Below are 15,860 nucleotides of genomic sequence, written 5' to 3'. Positions count from 1 at the left end.
GGTTTTTTGTGGCCTCGGAGCCTTTCTCAGGCTTGCCTCCGCTTCCCCCGCTGCCCACACTTGCGGCTGTGCTCACGTTCCCACGCCCCAAAATTCCGGACTGGTTCAGCCTGAAGAATAAGACCACAGACAGCGGCAAGCTTCGGCGAGAAGAGCCTAGCGGGCGACCGAACCCCACCAAGGGAGATGAGGCTGCCCCCATGAGCAAGCCGCTGGTAAAGCTGCAGACGGAGATCCATCGGGACGCCTTAAGACAGGACTACGCCGGTGATCTGTTCACCTATTGGTGCGAGGCGCGCGGGCCGGCCGTCATGCCGCCGCTATCCGCCATCGACCCGGTACGCCTGCCGCGGGCCTGCCTGCCGTATATCTCCGTCCTGGACGTGGAGCGGTCACCGTTCCGTCTGCGCGCACGTCTTACCGGCTCGGCGCTGGTCGATCAGTTCGGCCTCAACCAGACCGGCCACTATCTCGACGAATTCCCGGGAATGACGGCGCAGATCGAGCGCATGGAATGGTGCGTGCGCGAGCAGTGCCCCTACCTGGCCGAAGACGAGCTCACCTTCGGACCCAACGACTACAAGCGCTACCAGGTCCTGGTGCTGCCCTTCGGCGATCCGGGGTGCGGCGTCCAGCGCCTCGTCGGGACGTTCTGCTTCATGGAAGGCTTCGATCCCGTGCGGACCTGGACTACTTAGCTTCGGAATCGCCTGCCTCTGTCGCGCGGAGGTTCATCTCGCGGCGGCCGCGGGCGACCTCGGCGAGCTTGGAGCGCCACTGCGGGAAGGAGCGGCCGAGCTCCTCGAAGGCGGCGCGCGGCAGGAACAGCAGGTGCGAGTAGCTGATCGACCGCACCGGAGCACTGCGCCGGCTCTGGTCCAACAGAGCCATTTCCCCGAAGAAATCGCCGCGCCCGAGACGAGGGTGCTCTTCGCCGACGGCGATCTCCACCGCGCCGCTGGCGATGAAGTACATGCCGTCGGCCCGTTCGCCGCGCTTGAAGACGAAGGCGTCGGCGGCGAAGACCCGCTCCTGCAGGCGCTTCGCCACGCGCTTCAGCTCGTCCTCGCTGAGGTCGCTGAACACCGGAAAGGCGCGCAGCAGTTCCGGCGTGGTGACGCGGATGTCGACGGCGCTGGCGCGCTGCCGGCTGGCGTGGACGTCCTCGGCCTCGGAGCGCAGGTGGCGCGCCAGGTCCTCGCTGATGATGCCTGCCTCGCGCATCTGCACCACCTGCTCGACTTCCTCCCGATAGGCGTAGCGCTCCAGCACCGCGTGGTCCAGCTCGCGGGCGAACTTCGGATACTGCAGGCGCAGCGCGTCGATGTGGCGCTCCACCTCGGTCAGGCGCTGGTTGACGATCTCGCCCAGCAGTTCGGTCAGGCGGTCGCCGAGCAGGCTGCCCAGGCGGAACTCCAGGAACACCACCAGTTCCAGCAAAATGATGCGGTTGACCAGCAGGTACTGAAAGCGCCGGCCCAGGTAGGTCGCCAAGGGCCGGCTGAAGCCGAGATGGGAGTGGAGGGCGCCGAGCAGGCGGAAGCGCCAAGTCTGCTTATAGGGTTGCCGCGCGGCGCGCAGGTAGCCCAGGCGGCCGTCCTCGCGCGCGCCGTCGATCATGGCCTCCACCGTCAGCAGGTAGCGGTCCATCAGGGGGCTCGCCAGCCCGCCGCTCCAGCGCTGCTCCAGGATCAGCGCCTTTTCCTGGTTGGCCAGAGCGATGAGCCCCACCGTCAGCCGCTCGCGGTCGCTCAGCTCCTCGGCGAAGGAATTATCCTCCGCCACCCGCGACAGGCGCTCGCTGTAGGGCCGCACCGCCTGGTCGACCAGGTCGTCATCCAGTTCGTAGCGCCCGGCGAAGGAACGCAGGTTGGAGCGCACGCTGGACAGCGACTGGGTCAGCACCTGGCTGCGGAAGGCGCGGTCGATGGGGGAGAGCTGGTCCAGGCCCAGCCAGCGCATGAGCGGGCTGAGCGTGGTGCCCTGCACCAGCAGGGTGAAGAGCGCAAAGCCGGTCGCCTGGATGGCGATGAAGCTCTTCACCTCCGGCTCGACGTCCAGGTTCTCCGTCACCGCCAGGGCCAGCGCCAGGGTGACCGAGCCGCGCAGCCCGCCCCAGATGATCACGGTCTTCATCGGCGTGGTGACCTTCTGCACCACCCGCGCGGCCGACAGCAGCGGGAAGGCGCCGAAGAGGACCACCGCGCGGGCAACCAGCGCGGCCACCACCGCGACCAGCAGGTACAGCAGATCGGCGAAGGTCGCGGCCTCCAGCATGCGCGGCACCAGGATGGCGGCCAGCACGAAGACCAGGCTGGTGGCCCAGTAGGCGAGTTGTTCCAGGGTATCGAGACAGAACTGGAAGGCCTCCGGCTGGAAGCGCGAGCGCCCCACCGCGCTCAGCACCAGGCCGCTGGTGACCACGGCGACGACGCCGGAGACCTCCAGGTAATTGGTGCAGAGCACGTAGACGACATAGGGCAGCGCCACGGTGACGGTGATCTGCGCGCCGCGGTAGGAGCGCAGGAAGGAGAGCAGCTGCGCGGCCGCATGCCCGCCCAGCAGGCCGACCAGAATGCCGCCCGAAAGCCGCCAGGCCAAATCCTCGGTCACCGTCCAGAAATTCAGGTCCTGGCCGGTGACGACGACAGTCAGGAAGGCGCCGAAGGCGGCGATGGCCGTGGCGTCGTTCAGCAGGCTTTCGCCCTCCACCAGGCGGGTGAGCCGGGCCGGCGCGCCGAGATCACGGAACAGGGCGATGACCGCGCTGGGATCGGTGGTCGCGACGATGGCGCCGAACAGCAGGCAGACCACCAGGGGCATGGGCGCCACGAGGTAGACGGCGCCGCCGATCACCACCAGGGCGACCACCACGGCCAGCACCGCCAGCAGCACCACGGCGACGATGTCCTGGGCCAGGCGGCGCACGTCGATGGTGATGGCGCCCTGGAACAGCAGCAGGGGCAGCAGGATGGTCAGGAAGGTGGCGGAGGAGACCGGGATGTCGATCACCATCTCCGCGACTTCGTCCAGTTCCCGGACCGCCTGGCTACGCAGCACCCAGAGCGCGGCCAGGCCGATCAGCACGCCGACCACGGCCAGCACCACCGTAAAGGGCAGGCCGGTGCGCCGCGCGAGCGGTTGCACGCTGGCCACGACCATGAGCAGCACGGCGGTGGTCAGAACGATGTCGGCGATGATCATGCCCGGTATCTTTCACAGCGAAGCCGGCAGCAGGCGCCGGTTCCAGTCTCTGACTTACCGGTCTATCAAATATTCCTGCCCTGCACCAAGCCCAGCCCGCACCGGGACTGTGCGAAACCCCACCGGATAACGCCGGAGCGGGGTCGGACTACTCGCCGAGCACTCGGCGGCGCTCTTCGAACTCTTCCTTGTCGATCTCGCCCCGGGCGTAGCGCTCCTTGAGAATGTCGAGGGAGGCCTTCCCGCCGGGCGTGTGGTGGCCATGGTGGCCCGGCAGGCCGCCGAACCATCGAATCCCCACAACCACCGCGACCACCAGGACCACGAAGAACAGCATCATGAAGAGCGGGCCCAGGAACATGCCGTGCCAGCCGCCGTCCCACATGTAGTGACCGTAGTAGGGGCGACCCTCCTGGGCCACGGCCAGCGCCGGCAAGAGCCCCGTGAAGAGCACCGCGCAGCATGAGAAGAAGAACTTCATTCCGGCTCCTTTCTAGCGGACGGTGCGGGTCCAGCCGCGGTGGCGGTCCACTTCCAGACGCTGGACCAGCGAGCCGTCCTGGGTGACGATCTCGGCGACGATCGTGTCGTCGTCCTTTTCCGCCACCTCGCCCAGCTTCACATGGGGATTGCCCTGCCAGGCAAGGCGGCGCTCCAGCATGGTCTTCACGTCATCGGCGCTGAGGGTCCTCGCGGTCGGCGGTATCATGCCCGGACCCATGCCTTGGCCCATTCCGGGGGCCATGCCCTGGCCCGTCCCTGGGCCCGTCCCCGGGCCCATACCTTGACCCATACCGGGTCCCATGCCGTGACCCTGCCCGCCCGGCCCCATCATCGGCATCTCGCCCCCTTCCGGCCCGTAGCCCGGGCCCATCATGCCCGGGCCCATCATGCCGGGTCCCATCATGCCGGGTCCCATCATGCCATAGCCGCCCATGCCGTAGCCGGGCGCCATGGGACAGCCCTGCATCATCATGCCCTGTCCGCCCATCATCGGGCCCATCATGGGCCCCATGCCGCCGCCATGATGCCAGCCGTAGTGCCAGCCATAGGGATTGCCGCCGCCATAGCCGGGGCCGGAGCCATGGGCCAGGGCCAGGCTCGCGGGCACGAGGGTCATACAGGCCGCCAGTGCGGCGGCGATCAGTGGATTCCTGCGGATCATGACGTCCTTCTCCCATCTTTTCCCAGAGGGCCCTGTGCAACATTAGGCACCGATCGCCGCGCCGTCACATTGAGGAAGGTCAACACTTCGTGTGCCGGGGGGGCGCCTCGCCGGCAAAAAGCCGCTTCAGCGACGCAGGATCAGGCGGTCACGCCGCACTTCATAGGAATCCAGCTGGCGCAGGAAAGTCATGCCCAGCAGGGACTCGCCCATGGGCGCCTCGTTGACCGAGGCCGGCAGGTCGTTGAAGACGATAGGCCCGACGGCCAGGCTGTCGAGACGCACCGGCGCGCCGCGGCCCAAGCCGTTGGCGGTGTTGTAGTAGCGGGTGAAGCTGAGCTGCGCCGGGTCGTAGCCCAGGCGCCGGGCATCGCCCGGGCTGAGCACGATGTCGCTGGCCCCGGTGTCGACCAGGAAGTCGACCGGCTGGCCGTTGACCTCGGCGGTGACCGTAAAATGACCATCCCGGCCGGCGCGGATCTCCACCTCGCCCGCGCCCAGGTCGACCGCCTGGGAAGGCAGCAGCTCACCGCTGAGGCGCGCGCCCACGTTGGAGAAGTCGTCGCGGTAGGAGTAGCCGATCAGCAGCACCCCGGCGATGCCGGCCCAGATCGCGGCGTTGCGCAGGGTCTCGCGCAGAGGAACGCGGCGCAGGAACAGGAGACCGCTGGAGCAGACCACCACGATGGCCGAGAGCTTGACCAACTGCACCCAGTCCGCCTGGCCGAGCTGGCGCTGGGGAAAGATCTCCAGCAGGACCCAGACCAGCGCGCCGAGCCCGGCCACCAGCAGCAGCCACAGCCAGGGGCCGTGAAAGCCGCCGCCGCCGGGGCTGCCGCCTTGCTGCCTGTTCCAGGGGTCTCTCTCGGGAGTCATCGCCCTTCCCGTCTATCGTTTCTACCCGAAGTGTATATAGGCGACAGGGCGCCGGCGTCCAAGCGCGGCAGGGACTTCAGGGTCGGCGCCTCAGGAATCATGGCTTTCCTTCGGGCTGTGCATGCCCTCTTTCACGCCCCAGGCGATGAGCAGCAGGTTCACCGGATAGGCGGCCAGCAAGCCCATTGAGAGCGAGAAGATCAGCGAAGCCCAGAAGATCGGGTCGCCGAGACCCGCCTTGCCCGCCAGCCAGAGGTCGACCGAGATGGCGACGACCTCCATCACGGTGATGCTGGCGGTCTCGCTGTAGACCGCGTCCCAGACTGCCCGGCGCAGCGGCACGCCCTCCTGCATAAGCGGCCCGACGGTAAGGGCGAATCCGGCGGCATAGGCCAGTGAGAAGGTGATGCCGGCAACCCACCAGGTGCCAAGGCCGAGTAGCCCTGCGGTAACGGAAATGCCGACGATCTCGCCGGCGCCGCAGCCGGAGTAGCAATGCGCGACGGAACGGAAACCCCGGCGCCACAGCGAATCCCGGGCGATCTGCCGGCGCCCGGAATAGAAGTAGACGGCGAGGCCGAGCGGGCCGGAGTAGAGGACGGTAAAGCCCCAGACCAGTTTCATCAGCGAGGGGGTCTGTGGGTTGCTGAGCGTCAGGTCACGGATCAACACGGCGAGCGAAAGCGCGACCAGCGGGCCCCAGACCCAAAGGAAGGCGGGATTGGTCAGGATAGACTTCAGCAGATCGTCCAGCTTGTGCTCCCTTGACGCTTGGCCGGGCGGGCAGACCGCCCGGGCCCGGCAGGAAAAGACTAGCCGCGGAAGACTTCCGCCAGCGTCTGGCCGTGATGCGGGCGCTCCTTGAGCTCGAGGCCGGAGTGAAGATCGACGATGTGGCTTTTCATGATCTCCTCGGCCGCCTGCCCGTCGTGCGTGGCCATGGCTTCCAGGAGAGCATGGTGGGAGTGGCTCTCGCAAGCCGTGTCCGGACGCTTCCAATACAGCGCGATGATCAGGGAGGAGCGCGAGATCAGCTGGCGGATTATGGCGCCGAGGACCTGCTGGTCGGCGATGTCGGAAACGGCAATGTGAAACAGGCCGGAGAGCGAGAGGGACTTGCCCATCTCGCCGGCGTCCAGGGCCACGTGCTCGGCCTCGATATGCGCCTTCAGGGTTTCGAGCTGCGCCTCGGTCACCGCCAGGGCCGCCATGCGGGCAACGCGCGGCTCGATGAGGGCGCGCGCCTCGAAGACCTCGTGCGCCTCGCGAATGGTCGGGCGCGAGATGAAGGCGCCGCGGTTGCGCTCGATGGTGACCAGGCCGGAGTGCGCCAGGGCGTGAAGCGCCGCGCGCACCACGGTGCGGCTGGCGCCGAAGATCTCCCCGACCTCGTCCTCGGACAGCTTCATGCCCGGCTGCAGGCGGTGCTCCAGGATGGCCTGCTGCAGCTCCAGGCAGATGGTCAGGGCACGGCCCGGGGGCAGCGAGAAGCCGCCGTCCGGCCCCCTGCCCGCGCCGCCGGCCTCGCCGAGGCCGCTGCCTGCCACCGCCGCCGATGTCATGCTCTCGCCTTCCAGAAGTCTACCTTTCAGCGATAGCCTATGCCTGCCGCGCAGGCAATTAGAAATCGTATACAATTTTTAGGCAGTTTGTATCACATCTGCACAAATCGCGGGCAGTCACCTGCCGGCCTTTTGACTGTCGATTTTTTCGGCCTGCGTTATCAGGAACTTAACAGCGACTGCCGTTTGGCACGGCTGTTGCGATTGAACTCCCCAGGATCCTTGAACGGGCTTTGCCGATGACCACAGAGAGCGAACTGGAGCTGGTCTCCCTGACCAAGCGCTACGGCGACACCCTGGCCGTGGACGCCATCGACCACCGCTTCCCCGCCGGCACCTATTCCTGCCTGCTGGGCCCTTCGGGCTGCGGCAAGTCCTCGACGCTGCGCATGATCGCCGGCCACGAAACCGTCAGCCAGGGCGACATCGTCCTGGGCAGCGCCAACATCACCGACCTGCCGCCGGCCAAGCGCGGCACGGCCATGATGTTCCAGAGCTACGCGCTGTTCCCGCACCTCTCCACGGCCGACAACGTCGCCTTCAGCCTGAAGATGCGCGGCGTGGCCAAGGCCGAGCGCCTGGCCAAGGCGCGTGAGCTGCTGGCGCTGGTCGATATGGCGGACTACGCCGGGCGCCTGCCGGACCAGCTATCCGGCGGCCAGCAGCAGCGCGTCGCCCTGGCCCGCGCGCTCATCACCAGCCCCTCCATCCTGCTGCTCGACGAGCCGCTGTCGGCGCTCGACCCCTTCCTGCGCCTGCGCATGCGCCTGGAGCTGAAGCGCCTGCAACGTGAACTGGGCATCTCCTTCATCCACGTCACCCACTCCCAGGACGAGGCCCTGGCGCTGGCCGACGGCATCATCGTCATGAACGCCGGCAGGATCGAGCAGGCGGGCACGCCGCAGCAGGTCTTCGACGCGCCCGAGACCGAGTTCGTCGCCCGCTTCATCGGCGGCCACAACGTGCTGCAGGCCGAAGGCGGCACCATCGCCGTGCGCGCCGACCGTATCGCCATCGCGCGTGAAAGCGCCGCGGCGCATCTGGAAGCGGTGGTGCGCGACGTCGAATACCTCGGCACCACGGTGAACATCGCCCTCAACGCCGGCAACGCAGGCGACATCACCGCGACCCTGCCCGACAGCATCTTCTTCCAGCAGCCCATCGAGATCGGTGAAACCGTGTTCCTCAGCTGGAACGCCGCCGACGCCCACCGCCTCGCGGCCTGACCACGAGAGTCCCCGCGCGAGAGTCCACAAGACGAAAGTCCCCAAGGCAAACCATCGAAACCTCCGGAAAAATCAAGGAGCAGTGAATATGACGACAGGGAAAGCTAAGAAGTTCAGCCGCCGCAGCGTCCTGAAAGGCGCCGCGGCCACCACGGGCCTGGCCGTCGGCTCGGGCGCCGTCACCGGGTTCCCGACCATCTGGGCGCAGAACATCAAGGACGTGACGCTGCGCCAGTTCGGCACCGGCGTGTCCAACCTCAACGAGGTGGCCGAGAAGGTGAAGGAAGACCTGGGCTTCACGCTGGAGATGACGGCGCTGGATTCCGACAGCGTGACCCAACGCGCGGCCACCCAGCCGAAGTCCTTCGACATCGCCGACATCGAGTACTGGATCTGCAAGAAGGTCTGGCCCGCCGGCAACCTGCAGGCCATGGACGTTTCCAAGATCAAGAACTACGACAAAATCGTCGGCATCTTCAAAAGCGGCAAGCTGACGCCGGAATCGACGATCGCCCAGGGCACGGCGCCGCACAGCGTCGGCTTCGTCGACGGTCCCGACGGCACCAGCTTCGCCGATCACGAGTCCGGCTGGATGACCCTCATCCCGACGATCTACAACGCCGACACCCTGGGTATCCGCCCCGACCTCATCGGCCGCCCGATCGAGAGCTGGACCGAGCTGCTGAACCCCGAGTTCAAGGGTAAGGCCTCGATCCTCGACATCTCCTCCATCGGCATCATGGACGCCGCCATGGTCTGCGAGGCCATGGGCGAGATCAAATACGGCGACAAGGGCAACATGACCCGCGAGGAGATCGACAAGACCATGGCGATCTTCACCGAGGCCAAGAAGAGCGGCCAGTTCCGCGCCTTCTGGAAGACCTTCGACGAGAGCGTCAATCTCATGGCCTCGGGCGAAGTGGTCATCCAGTCCATGTGGTCGCCGGCCATCACCGCCGTGCGCTCCAAGGGCATCCCTTGCGTCTACCAGCCGCTGAAGGAAGGCTACCGCTCCTGGGGCGGTGGCATCGGCCTATCGAAGAACCTCTCCGGCCTGGAGCTGGACGCGGCCTACGAGTACATCAACTGGTACCTTTCCGGCTGGGTCGGCGGCTTCCTGATGCGCCAGGGCTACTACTCCGCCGTGCCGGAGACCTCCAAGAACTTCATGTCCGCCGACGAGTGGGGCTACTGGTTCGAGGGCAAGGAAGCCCAGGGCGACATCGTCAACCCGCAGGGCCAGGTCATGGAGAAGGCCGGCGCCGTGCGCGACGGCGGCTCCTTCTACGACCGCATGGGCGCGGTCGCCTGCTGGAACGCGGTCATGGACGAGAACCAGTACATGGTCCGCAAGTGGAACGAGTTCATCGCGGCCTAACGCAAGTGGGCAAGGTCCCGTCCGGCGCTGCGGCGCCGGGCGGGCGGCCCGCGCCGGATCCGGATCTATGACCCTCAAAGGCCTCATCAGCGCCAGTGAGCGCACTTCCTGGCTGCTGGTCAGCCCGCTGGTGCTGATCCTCGCCTTCTTCCTGGTGCTGCCGATCCTCACCATCGTGGTCGTCAGTTTCTGGAACTACAACGAGTTCACCTTCTTCCCCGACTTCATCTTCGACAACTACGCCTACCTGCTGACCTCGCAGGTCACGCTGTCGACCTATCTCAAGACCCTGAAGTTCATGGTGCTGACGTGGATCTTCTGCACCGCCATCGGCTTCACGGTGGCCTACTTCCTGGCCTTCCACGTGCGCAGCCTGGGCGCGCAGGTCGCGCTTTTCCTGCTCTGCACCATCCCCTTCTGGACCTCCAACATCATCCGCATGATCTCCTGGATCCCCTTCCTGGGGCGCAACGGCCTGGCGAACTCCGCGCTGATATCGATGGGCGTCATCGACGAGCCGCTGGAATGGCTGCTGTTCTCGGACTTCGCGGTGGTGCTGGCCTTCGTGCACCTCTATGTCCTCTTCATGGTGGTGCCGGTCTTCAACACCATGATGCGCATCGACAAGTCGCTGATCGAGGCGGCGCGCGACGCCGGGGCCAACGGCTTCCAGATCCTGACCAACGTGGTGATCCCCTTGAGCAAGCCGGGCATCATGATCGGCTCGATCTTCATCGTCACCCTGGTGATGGGCGACTTCATCACGGTGCGCTTCATGTCCGGCGGCCAGAGCGCCTCGGTGGGCCGCGTCATCTCCAACGAGATCGCCCTGCTGCAGTATCCCTCCGCCGCGGCCAGCGCCGTGGTGCTGCTCTGCACCGTGCTGCTGATGATCGCGGTCATGCTGCGCTTCGTCGACATCAGGAAGGAGCTTTAGGCATGAGGACCCGCGAACCGCGTCCCGGCTCCTTCTACGCGCTGGCGCTCTTCTTCGCGCTCTTCGTGCTGTTTCTCTACGGGCCGATCATCACCATCGCCATCCTGTCATTCCAGGGCCCGCAGGGCGGCCTGACCTTCCCCATGAACGGCGTCTCGCTGCACTGGTTCGTCGATCTCTTCGAAAAACAGGCGGTGGGCGACATCTGGGGCGCCTTCCGCCGCTCCTTCGCCCTCGGCCTCATGGTGATGGCCGTCACCGTGGTGCTCTCGGTCATGGGCGGCCTCGCCTTCCGCCGGCGCTTCATCGGCTCGGGTGCGCTGTTCTACCTGATCATCGCCAGCCTGATCATTCCCTCGATCCTCATCTCGCTGGGCGTCGGCCTGATCTTCGACATCCTGGACTGGGAGGTCCACTGGACAACTTCGGGCTTCGGCGCGCAGCTCACCTGGACCCTGCCCTTCGGCCTGCTGATCATGTTCGCGGTCTTCAACCGCTTCAACAAGGCCTACGAGGAGGCCGCGCGCGACCTCGGCGCCTCGCCCTGGCAGACCGTGCGCTTCGTGGTGCTGCCGATCATCGCTCCCAGCCTCATCGGCGTCGCCCTCTTCGGCTTCACCCTTTCCTACGACGAATTCGCGCGCACCCTGCTGACGTCAGGGTCCTACAACACCCTGCCGCTGGAGATCTTCGGCATGACGACCAACGTCACCTCGCCGGTTCTCTACGCACTGGGCACGTTGACGACCGTCTTCTCTTTCCTCATCATCACCAGCTTCATCGCGCTGGCCGTGATACTGCGCCGGCGCCGCGCGAAACTGGGCTCCGACGCCGGCAAGGGCATGGTCTGACGCGGCCACCGACATGCACATTCTGGTTATAAACCCCAACAGCACGGCCGCCATGACGGAGGCGATCGGGGCGGCGGCGCGCCGCGCGGCGCTGCCGGGCACGCAGATTACCGCCCTCAACCCCGAAGGTGGGCCGCCCGCGATTCAGGGCCCGGCCGACGGCGAGGCCGCTCTGCCCGGCCTCTTCGCCCTCTTCGAGCGGGAAGTCCTGGGCAAGAGCGAGTTCGATGCCGCGATCATCGCCTGCTTCGACGACACCGGCCTCGCGGAGCTGAAGGCGCGCTCGCCGGTCCCCGTGCTGGGCATCGGCGAGGCGGGGTTCCTGGCCGCCATGATGGTGGCCGAGCGGTTTTCCGTGGTCACCACCCTGCCCGTCTCCCTGCCGGTCATAGAGGCCAATCTGGCCGCCTACGGCTGGGCCAAGCGCTGCGCCCGGCTGCGCGCCTCGGACGTTCCCGTGCTTGATCTGGAGAACGCGACGAGTAGTGTGGTAGAGGCCATTGCCGACCAGATCGGCGAGGCCCTGGCCGAGGACGGCTGCGGCGCGGTGGTGCTGGGCTGCGCCGGAATGGCGGATATGGCGGAAGAGATGACGGCGCGATTCAGAGCTCCGGTGATCGACGGCGTAGTGGCGGCGGTGGCCTTCTGCGAGGCCTTGCGCCGCAACGGCACCGACGGCATCCGCGTGGCGCCGGACCCCCTCGCCGCCCCATGAGCAAGCTGCAGATCCGCGCCGCCTCGGCGGAAGAATTCCGCACCGCGATCGACTGGGCAGCCGCCGAGGGCTGGAACCCCGGACTGGACGATTTGCCGGTCTTCCACGCCACCGATCCCGGCGGCTACTTCATGGGCTGGATCGGCGACACCCCGGTCTCCTCCATTTCCGTGGTGCGCTACGGCACGGACTTCGGCTTTCTGGGCTTCTACATCGTGCATCCGGACCATCGCGGCAGCGGCGCCGGCATCGCCACCTGGAACCACGGCATGGCCACCCTGGAGGGACGCTGCGTCGGCCTGGACGGCGTCGTCGCCCAGCAGGACAACTACCGCAAGATCGGCTTCGCGCTGGCCGGGCGCAACATCCGCCACAGCGGCGTGCCGGCCATCGAAGGCGCGGGAGCCCCCGCGGTGGAGGTCCGCCCGGTCACCGAGCTGGAGCTGCAGGCGGTCGTCGCCTACGACGGGACCTTCTTCGCCGCGCCGCGAGCGGTCTTCACCCGCCCCTGGGTGCTGCCGGAGGACGGCGTGCGCCGCAGCGCGCGCTTCGCGCTGAAGGACGGGGAGGTTACCGGCTACGGCGTCATCCGCGACTGCCGCAGCGGCTGCAAGATCGGCCCGCTCTTCGCCGAGGACGCGGCCACCGCCACCGCCCTCTTCCTGGCCCTCTGCGCAACCCGGCCGGGCGCGGAGGTCGCCCTCGACACGCCGGAGGACAACAAGGCAGCCGTCGGCTTGGCCGAAGGCTTCGGCCTGCAGCCGGTCTTCGAGACCGCGCGCATGTACCGCGGCCCGGCGCCCGACCTGCCCACCGACCGCACCTTCGGCATCACCACCTTCGAGCTGGGCTGAACCGGAATCTTCCGCCCCTCCGGCGCGAGGGAAGATTCCCAAAGGGCGAGATTTTCCCGGCGGCGGCCGCTAACATCGGCGGCAAACAGGCTGGGGGCCCAATGCTGGACCATATCTCGATCACCGTCTCGGACATCGCCCGGGCCGCGCCCTTCTGGGACGCGGTCATGGGCGCGCTGCTGGTGCCCTGCGTCCTGCGCAGCGACCGGCAGCTCGGCTACGGCCTGCGCAACCGCCCCGAGGACGACAGCCACAGCTATCTCTCGATCTTCGAGAGCCGCGGCCCGGAGCTGGTGCCCGACAACCGCCATTGGTGCTTCCGCGCGCCGAGCCGCCCGGCGGTCGACGATTTTCATGCCGCGGGCCTGGCCCACGGCGGCAGCTGCGACGGGCCGCCGGGGCTGCGCGGCGACTACCACCCCGCCTACTACGCCGCCTTCCTGCGCGATCCCGACGGCAACCGCGTCGAGGCGGTCTTCCACCGGCAGCCGGAAAGCTAGACCCGGTCGTAAGCCTTTTCGCCGGCGATGTAGGTGGCGCGCACGGCGCGGTCGTCGCCCAGGGTCATGAGCAGGAAGAGTTCCTCCTCCAGGGTTTCCACCCGCTCGGCGCGGTGGGCCATGGCCGGGGTGGCGCGGGCGTCCAGCACCACGATGTCGGCTTCCCGGCCCGCTTCCAGGGTGCCGATGCGGTCGTCGAGTTGCAGCGCCCGGGCGTTGCCGAGAGTAAGCCAGTAGAAGCCGAGCAGCGCCGGCAGGTTCTGGTGCTGAAGCTGCAACACCTTGTAGCCCTCGGCCAGGGTGCGCAGCATGGAATAGCTGGTGCCGCCGCCGACGTCGCTGGCCAGGCCGACGCGCAGGCGCAGGCTCGGGTCGTGCGCCTTGGCCAGGTCGAAGAGCCCCGAGCCGATAAAGAGGTTGGAAGTCGGGCAGAAGACGGCCACCGAGCGGCTCTCGCTGAGCAGCAGCCGTTCATGGTCGCTCAGGTGGATGCAGTGGCCGAAGAGCGAGCGGGCGCCCAGCAGGCCGAAACGCTCATAGACCTGGGTGTAGCTCTCGGCCCAGGGGAAGAGCTCGTGCACCGTCTCGATCTCGCGGCGGTTCTCGCTCAGGTGGGTCTGCAGGTAGCAGTCCGGATGCTCCTGCAGCAGCGCGCCCGCCGCCTCGAGCTGCGCCTCGGTCGAGGTGATGGCGAAGCGGGGGGTTACCGCATAAAGCTGGCGCCCCTTGCCGTGCCAGCGCTGGATCAGCGCCTTGGACTCTTCAAAGCCGCTGCTGGCGGTATCCAGCAGGCCGTCCGGCGCGTTGCGGTCCATCAGCACCTTGCCGGCGATCATGCGCGTGTTGCGGCGGTGGGATTCGGTGAAGAAGGCCTCCGCCGCCTGCGGGTGCACCGTGCCGTAGACCGCCGCCGTGGTGGTGCCGTTGCGCGCCAGTTCGTCCAGGAAAAAGCCGGCCACGGCGGCGGCGTGCGCCGGCTCGGCGAAGCGCAGCTCCTCGGCGAAGGCATAGCGCTCCAGCCAGTCCATGAGCTGCGCGCCGTAGGAAGCGATGACCTGGGTCTGCGGGAAGTGGATGTGGGCGTCGATGAAGCCCGGCAGGATGAGACCGCCGGGAAAGTGGTCGACCGCCGCGCCTTCGGGCAGGCGCGCCAGCAGTTCGGCGGCCTCCCCCACCTCGGCGATGCGCCCGCCCTCCAGCAGCACCAGGCCGTCCTCGATGTAGGAATAGCTTGCGTCTCCGGCTGTTGCCGGATCGTCGCGGAAGGTCAGGAGACGCCCGCGCAGGGCGCGTGTCACGGCGGTCATGGCGGCAAGTCTACCAAGCCGGGGCGCCGGCGGCGAGCCAGGCGGCGAGGACCTGGCGCTCGCCCTCCTCGATGAAGGTGACGTTGCCCGGCGGCATGGCGTGGGTCGCGACCGCCTGCATCTCGATCTTTCGCGCCTGGGCGCGGATCTGCGCCGGCGTCTCCAGCATCACGCCCTTGGGCGCCACCCTGACGCCCTCCCACAGCGGCTCGGCCGCATGGCACATGGAACAGCGCGACAGCACCACGTTCTCCACCTCGAGGCCCAGGTCCTCGTGACTCAGTTCGGCCAGCTCGATCCCTTCCGGCAGGGCGGCCGCGTCCAGGGAGGTTGCCGGCTGGGCCGAAAGCCAGACGAGGGCGGCCAGCCCGGCGGCCGCCGCGCCCCAGGTCCACAAGGGGCCCTTGCCGGTCTTGTGCTTGGTGTTGAAGTAGTGGCGGATGATCGCGCCCATCACCAGCACCACGGCGAGGATCAGCCAGTTCCAATGGCTGGCGAAGGCCAGGGGGTAGTGGTTGGCGATCATCACGAAGATCACCGGCAGGGTCAGGTAGTTGTTGTGCAGGGAGCGCTGCTTGGCCTGCATGCCCAGCTTGGGGTCCGGCTGCTGGCCGGCGATGAGGTCGGCCACCACCTTCTTCTGGTTGGGGATGATGACCACGAAGACGTTGGCCACCATCATGGTGCCGATGAGCGCGCCCATCTGCATGAACATGCCGCGCCCGGAGAACACCAGCGTGAAGAGAAAGGAGAGCGCCACCAGGAAGACGAAGCCGACCAGCGCCAGCGCCGTGTCGTTCCGGCCCAGCGGCGACTTGCAGAGCAGGTCGTAGACGATCCAGCCGAGCGCCAGCCCGCCCAGGCTGACGGCGACGGCGATCAGGGGCGTCAGTTCCATCACCTGGGCATCGATCATGAAAAGCTCGGCCTGCAGGTAGTAGACCAGCACCAGCAGGCCCATGCCGGAGAGCCAGGTGGTATAGGCCTCCCACTTGAACCAGGTCAGCTCGTCGGGCATGCGCGCCGGGGCGACCAGGTACTTCACCATGTTGTAGAAGCCGCCGCCGTGGACCTGCCAGGCCTCGCCGCCGGCGCCCTCGGGCAGGCCTTCCCGCTGCTTCAGGCTCAGATCCAGGGCGATGAAGTAGAAGGAGGAGCCGATCCAGGCGATGCCGGCGATGACGTGCAGCCAGCGCACCGCCATCTCGGCCCATTCCCAAAGCACAGCAGTCATTCAAGTTCCCCTTCGTTGTAACGCACTGCCGGCCTCGCCCTTCGAGACGGG

The 15,860-nt window shown here is 67.3% G+C and carries 16 protein-coding genes; 8 read left to right on the top strand and 8 right to left on the bottom strand.

The features are described 5' to 3' along the window. Positions 1 to 200: 200 nt before the first annotated feature. On the top strand, positions 201 to 698 hold the full coding sequence (locus H7X47_RS06660; RefSeq protein ID WP_193367859.1) for a PAS domain-containing protein: 498 nt from the start codon (positions 201 to 203) through the stop codon (positions 696 to 698). On the opposite strand, the gene H7X47_RS06655 is transcribed toward H7X47_RS06660, so the two are convergent. The 6 genes from H7X47_RS06655 to H7X47_RS06630 all read right to left on the bottom strand — a co-directional run bounded on the left by H7X47_RS06655 (position 691) and on the right by H7X47_RS06630 (position 6,807). After that, positions 691 to 3,204, bottom strand: a complete 2,514-nt coding sequence (locus H7X47_RS06655; RefSeq protein WP_193367858.1) for a cation:proton antiporter — start codon at positions 3,202 to 3,204, stop codon at positions 691 to 693. The two genes, H7X47_RS06660 and H7X47_RS06655, sit on opposite strands and share 8 nt — an antisense overlap. Before the next feature lie 148 nt (positions 3,205 to 3,352). Then, a complete protein-coding gene (locus tag H7X47_RS06650) occupies positions 3,353 to 3,685 on the bottom strand; it encodes an SHOCT domain-containing protein (protein ID WP_193367857.1) in 333 nt (110 codons plus the stop codon). A gap of 12 nt (positions 3,686 to 3,697) precedes the next feature. Next, positions 3,698 to 4,369, bottom strand: a complete 672-nt coding sequence (locus H7X47_RS06645) for a hypothetical protein (RefSeq protein ID WP_193367856.1) — start codon at positions 4,367 to 4,369, stop codon at positions 3,698 to 3,700. A gap of 126 nt (positions 4,370 to 4,495) precedes the next feature. Continuing rightward, positions 4,496 to 5,245, bottom strand: a complete 750-nt coding sequence (locus tag H7X47_RS06640; protein WP_193367855.1) for a retropepsin-like aspartic protease family protein — start codon at positions 5,243 to 5,245, stop codon at positions 4,496 to 4,498. A 90-nt stretch (positions 5,246 to 5,335) separates the two neighbouring features. Further along, positions 5,336 to 5,917, bottom strand: coding sequence for a DUF4396 domain-containing protein (locus H7X47_RS06635; RefSeq protein ID WP_319633548.1), 582 nt, complete (start codon positions 5,915 to 5,917; stop codon positions 5,336 to 5,338). Positions 5,918 to 6,057: 140 nt separating this feature from the next. Next, positions 6,058 to 6,807 carry a GntR family transcriptional regulator gene (locus tag H7X47_RS06630; protein WP_193367854.1) on the bottom strand — a complete coding sequence of 250 codons (750 nt, stop codon included), beginning with the start codon at positions 6,805 to 6,807 and terminating at the stop codon, positions 6,058 to 6,060. A gap of 239 nt (positions 6,808 to 7,046) precedes the next feature. Between H7X47_RS06630 and H7X47_RS06625 the strand changes: the two genes are divergently transcribed. The 7 genes from H7X47_RS06625 to H7X47_RS06595 all read left to right on the top strand — a co-directional run bounded on the left by H7X47_RS06625 (position 7,047) and on the right by H7X47_RS06595 (position 13,268). Next, positions 7,047 to 8,033: an ABC transporter ATP-binding protein gene (locus tag H7X47_RS06625; RefSeq protein ID WP_193367853.1), complete on the top strand. Its 987-nt coding sequence runs from the start codon at positions 7,047 to 7,049 to the stop codon at positions 8,031 to 8,033. 88 nt (positions 8,034 to 8,121) lie between these two features. Further along, positions 8,122 to 9,411: an ABC transporter substrate-binding protein gene (locus H7X47_RS06620; RefSeq protein ID WP_193367852.1), complete on the top strand. Its 1,290-nt coding sequence runs from the start codon at positions 8,122 to 8,124 to the stop codon at positions 9,409 to 9,411. A 67-nt stretch (positions 9,412 to 9,478) separates the two neighbouring features. Next, on the top strand, positions 9,479 to 10,348 hold the full coding sequence (locus H7X47_RS06615) for an ABC transporter permease (RefSeq protein WP_193367851.1): 870 nt from the start codon (positions 9,479 to 9,481) through the stop codon (positions 10,346 to 10,348). A gap of 2 nt (positions 10,349 to 10,350) precedes the next feature. Continuing rightward, positions 10,351 to 11,199, top strand: coding sequence for an ABC transporter permease (locus H7X47_RS06610; RefSeq protein ID WP_193367850.1), 849 nt, complete (start codon positions 10,351 to 10,353; stop codon positions 11,197 to 11,199). 13 nt (positions 11,200 to 11,212) lie between these two features. Then, positions 11,213 to 11,914 carry an aspartate/glutamate racemase family protein gene (locus tag H7X47_RS06605; RefSeq protein ID WP_193367849.1) on the top strand — a complete coding sequence of 234 codons (702 nt, stop codon included), beginning with the start codon at positions 11,213 to 11,215 and terminating at the stop codon, positions 11,912 to 11,914. After that, the gene (locus H7X47_RS06600) at positions 11,911 to 12,768 is read left to right on the top strand and encodes a GNAT family N-acetyltransferase (protein ID WP_193367848.1); all 858 of its coding nucleotides are present in this window, start codon (positions 11,911 to 11,913) and stop codon (positions 12,766 to 12,768) included. The genes H7X47_RS06605 and H7X47_RS06600 overlap by 4 nt, the downstream gene beginning before the upstream one ends. Positions 12,769 to 12,869: 101 nt before the next feature. Continuing rightward, the gene (locus H7X47_RS06595; RefSeq protein WP_193367847.1) at positions 12,870 to 13,268 is read left to right on the top strand and encodes a VOC family protein; all 399 of its coding nucleotides are present in this window, start codon (positions 12,870 to 12,872) and stop codon (positions 13,266 to 13,268) included. Here H7X47_RS06595 and guaD read toward each other — a convergent pair. After that, positions 13,265 to 14,575, bottom strand: coding sequence for a guanine deaminase (guaD, locus tag H7X47_RS06590; RefSeq protein WP_193367846.1), 1,311 nt, complete (start codon positions 14,573 to 14,575; stop codon positions 13,265 to 13,267). The genes H7X47_RS06595 and guaD overlap by 4 nt on opposite strands. Positions 14,576 to 14,585: 10 nt before the next feature. Then, positions 14,586 to 15,809 (bottom strand): urate hydroxylase PuuD, encoded by a 1,224-nt coding sequence (locus tag H7X47_RS06585; RefSeq protein ID WP_193367845.1) that lies wholly within the window; start codon positions 15,807 to 15,809, stop codon positions 14,586 to 14,588. Positions 15,810 to 15,860 lie beyond the last annotated feature (51 nt).

Source organism: Pelagibius marinus (genome assembly GCF_014925385.1).
Classification (GTDB): domain Bacteria; phylum Pseudomonadota; class Alphaproteobacteria; order Kiloniellales; family Kiloniellaceae; genus Pelagibius; species Pelagibius marinus.
Note: the sequence above shows the minus strand (reverse complement) of the source record. Positions and strands in the feature narration are given on the sequence as shown.

What these genes read in the sequence shown, in the direction of transcription:
- H7X47_RS06660 (WP_193367859.1), top strand. Translation starts at nt 201, where the DNA reads ATGAGCAAGCCGCTGGTAAAGCTGCAGACGGAGATCCATCGGGACGCC.
- H7X47_RS06655 (WP_193367858.1), bottom strand. Translation starts at nt 3,204, where the DNA reads ATGATCATCGCCGACATCGTTCTGACCACCGCCGTGCTGCTCATGGTC.
- H7X47_RS06650 (WP_193367857.1), bottom strand. Translation starts at nt 3,685, where the DNA reads ATGAAGTTCTTCTTCTCATGCTGCGCGGTGCTCTTCACGGGGCTCTTG.
- H7X47_RS06645 (WP_193367856.1), bottom strand. Translation starts at nt 4,369, where the DNA reads ATGATCCGCAGGAATCCACTGATCGCCGCCGCACTGGCGGCCTGTATG.
- H7X47_RS06640 (WP_193367855.1), bottom strand. Translation starts at nt 5,245, where the DNA reads ATGACTCCCGAGAGAGACCCCTGGAACAGGCAGCAAGGCGGCAGCCCC.
- H7X47_RS06630 (WP_193367854.1), bottom strand. Translation starts at nt 6,807, where the DNA reads ATGACATCGGCGGCGGTGGCAGGCAGCGGCCTCGGCGAGGCCGGCGGC.
- H7X47_RS06625 (WP_193367853.1), top strand. Translation starts at nt 7,047, where the DNA reads ATGACCACAGAGAGCGAACTGGAGCTGGTCTCCCTGACCAAGCGCTAC.
- H7X47_RS06620 (WP_193367852.1), top strand. Translation starts at nt 8,122, where the DNA reads ATGACGACAGGGAAAGCTAAGAAGTTCAGCCGCCGCAGCGTCCTGAAA.
- H7X47_RS06615 (WP_193367851.1), top strand. Translation starts at nt 9,479, where the DNA reads ATGACCCTCAAAGGCCTCATCAGCGCCAGTGAGCGCACTTCCTGGCTG.
- H7X47_RS06610 (WP_193367850.1), top strand. Translation starts at nt 10,351, where the DNA reads ATGAGGACCCGCGAACCGCGTCCCGGCTCCTTCTACGCGCTGGCGCTC.
- H7X47_RS06605 (WP_193367849.1), top strand. Translation starts at nt 11,213, where the DNA reads ATGCACATTCTGGTTATAAACCCCAACAGCACGGCCGCCATGACGGAG.
- H7X47_RS06600 (WP_193367848.1), top strand. Translation starts at nt 11,911, where the DNA reads ATGAGCAAGCTGCAGATCCGCGCCGCCTCGGCGGAAGAATTCCGCACC.
- H7X47_RS06595 (WP_193367847.1), top strand. Translation starts at nt 12,870, where the DNA reads ATGCTGGACCATATCTCGATCACCGTCTCGGACATCGCCCGGGCCGCG.
- guaD (WP_193367846.1), bottom strand. Translation starts at nt 14,575, where the DNA reads ATGACCGCCGTGACACGCGCCCTGCGCGGGCGTCTCCTGACCTTCCGC.
- H7X47_RS06585 (WP_193367845.1), bottom strand. Translation starts at nt 15,809, where the DNA reads ATGACTGCTGTGCTTTGGGAATGGGCCGAGATGGCGGTGCGCTGGCTG.